The organism is Cellulomonas sp. P4_B5_2 (assembly GCF_056402235.1).
Genome location: NZ_JBFUHU010000444.1, coordinates 1 through 2,345, shown reverse-complemented (window position 1 = coordinate 2,345; position 2,345 = coordinate 1). Strand labels below are relative to the sequence as shown.

General features: G+C 75.7%; 3 protein-coding genes. 1 reads left to right on the top strand and 2 read right to left on the bottom strand.

Going from position 1 to position 2,345, the window contains the following annotated elements; genetic code table 11:
- Positions 1-444, top strand: a 444-nt coding sequence (locus tag AC1DUQ_RS20880; RefSeq protein WP_477074533.1) for an alpha/beta fold hydrolase, incomplete at its 5' end; no start/stop codon positions are given.
- On the opposite strand, the gene AC1DUQ_RS20875 is transcribed toward AC1DUQ_RS20880, so the two are convergent.
- Both AC1DUQ_RS20875 and AC1DUQ_RS20870 read right to left on the bottom strand, forming a co-directional pair.
- Positions 413-1,123 carry an esterase/lipase family protein gene (locus AC1DUQ_RS20875; RefSeq protein WP_477061845.1) on the bottom strand — a complete coding sequence of 237 codons (711 nt, stop codon included), beginning with the start codon at positions 1,121-1,123 and terminating at the stop codon, positions 413-415. The genes AC1DUQ_RS20880 and AC1DUQ_RS20875 overlap by 32 nt on opposite strands.
- A 13-nt stretch (positions 1,124-1,136) precedes the next feature.
- The coding region (locus AC1DUQ_RS20870; protein WP_477074532.1) for an ATP-dependent helicase C-terminal domain-containing protein at positions 1,137-2,345 on the bottom strand (1,209 nt) is incomplete at its 5' end.

Below are 2,345 nucleotides of genomic sequence, written 5' to 3'. Positions count from 1 at the left end.
TCCCCGGCCGGCGGCGTGCACAACCAGGGGCTGGGGCGGGCCGTGCGGCAGCTCGCGATCGACGGCGCGCGCGAGAACCGCCGGATGGCGCGCGTGGCGGTGCCCGACTACCTGCGGTTCGGCCCGGTCAACACGTTCCACCTGTTCAGCGAGCTCACCCGGTTCCCGTCGCTCGAGCGGCTGCTCAAGGTGAAGGTGCCGACGCTGGCGGTGATCGGCAGCAGGGACCCGCTCATGGCGCCGCCGGCGCGGGTGCGCGAGGTCGGTCGGCTCGCCGGCGACCACACCACCGTGGCTCTCATCGAGGGCGCCGCGCACGCGATGAACTTCAGCCACCCGGGCGAGCTCGCGCACGTGATCTCGTCCTGGCTGGACGGCGTCGAGATCGTCGACGACCCCGACCAGCCGGGGTTCACCCGGGTTCTGCAGCTGCCCCGGGAGTGAGGAGCCGTTCGAGCAGCAGCTCGTGCAAGCGAGGATCGGCGAGCGGCCGGAAGTGCCCCGGGGTGTCCAGGACGACCTCCCGCGCTCCCTCGAGCGCGCTGCCCCCGGGGATGTGCGGATCCCAGTGGCTGTACACGGACGTGATCCGTGCGTTCACGTCGCGCTCGGCCGCGAGCGCCAGGATCGTCGCGTCGGTGGGCCGGAACGCGCGCACGGACGGCGCCAGGAACCACCGGGCCAGGACGGACCCGGCGAACGGGGTGTTGACCGCGATCATCGAGTCGATCCGGGCGTCCGGGTCCTCGCGCAGCATCGCGAGCTTGCCGATCAGCCCGCCCTTGCTGTGGGCCACGAGCACGACGTCGCGCAGGTCGCGGTCCGTCAGGTAGCGCCCGAGGACGCCCGCCCCGAACGGGACGGGCCGGCGGTTGTTGCCCAGGTCCGGCAGCACGTGCACCCGGACGCCGTGCTCGTGCAGGAGGGTCGCCAGAGGCAGCAGGAAGTGCCACGACTCGTAGACGCCCGGGACCAGGACGACCGGGGGCCCCACCGGGTGCTCCGGCCGGCGCAGGTCGTCGGGGTCGGTGCGGGACGCGATCCCCGCGGCCTGCCAGCCGAGCACGGCGGCGTAGTCGCGCACGCGCCACCACGTCCTGCGGGCGATCGTGGACGGGGGCATGGTGCCCATCGTCCTACCGGCGGACGCCGCGCACCGGCGCAGCGGTCAGCGGGTCGTCCGGCCACGCGTGCTTCGGGTACCGGCCGCGCAGCTCGGCCCGGACCTGCGGGTAGCCCGTGCGCCAGAACGACTCCAGGTCCGCGGTCACGGCGGCGGGACGGCCTGCGGGCGACAGGAGGTGCAGGAGCACCGGGACGCGTCCGTCGGCCAGCCGCGGGGTCGCGCGCCACCCGAACGTCTCCTGCAGGCGGACCGGGAGGATCGGCTGGTCTCCGGTGTAGTCCACGCGCACCTGCGAGCCGCTGGGTACGGCGAGCCGTTCCGGCGCGAGCGCGTCGAGCCGGCTCGCGTCGGGCCACGGCAGGAGCCTCCGGAGTGCCTGCAGGACGTCGACGCGTCCCAGGTCCCGAGCGCCGCGGACACGGGCGAGGTCGGGACCCAGCCACTCCTCCAGGTGCGCGAGCAGCGCGGCGTCCGACACGTCCGGCCACGGGGCACCCAGTGCGCGGTGCAGGAACGCCATCCGGTGCCGCAGGTTCGTCGCCGCCTCCGACCAGCGCAGCAGGGCCAGACCGTCGCGGGACAGGCCCTCGCGCAGCGCGTCGACGACGAGGGCCGGCGACGGGCTGGTCAGCGGGACGGAGGTCAGCTCGATCGCGCCGAGCCGGCGCACCCGTCGGGCCACGACGCTGCCGTTCGACCAGGACACGTCGTCCTCCTCACGCAGCAGGGCCGGGGCCGCCTCGACCGCGAGGCCCTGGTCGATCGGGGCCGCGGACCGGATCGTCGCATCCCGCCGGGAGGCCCCGCGGTCGGCGTCGGCGACCGCGAGCCACGGCTGGCCCACCAGGGCGGACCCCGGCGGGAGCGACGCGCCCGTCCCGGAGGTCATCAGGTACGTCGACCCCCCTGGTCGGAGGCGGGCGAGGCGGTCCGGGTGGGCGAGGGCGACGAGCAGGCCCACGGTGAGGTCGTCCGTGAGGTCCTCGGTGGGCGCCGTCCCCGGGACCGAGGCCTGCAGACGGCCGACCTGGGTCCGCCACGCCCCCGACTGCGACCCTCCGCGGCGCAGCGCACGCAGGGCCGCCACGAGGTCACCGCCGGGTGCACGCGCGTCGTCGGCGAGCAGGGCGACGACCTCGGCGGCACGTCGGGCGCCGACGAGCGCAGCACCGTCCAGGAGCGCCCGGCCGAGCCGCGGGTCGACCGGGATCGCCGAGAC

Bases quoted from the DNA above. Each gene is read 5' to 3' on its own strand.
- AC1DUQ_RS20875 (WP_477061845.1), bottom strand. From the start codon at position 1,123: ATGCCCCCGTCCACGATCGCCCGCAGGACGTGGTGGCGCGTGCGCGAC.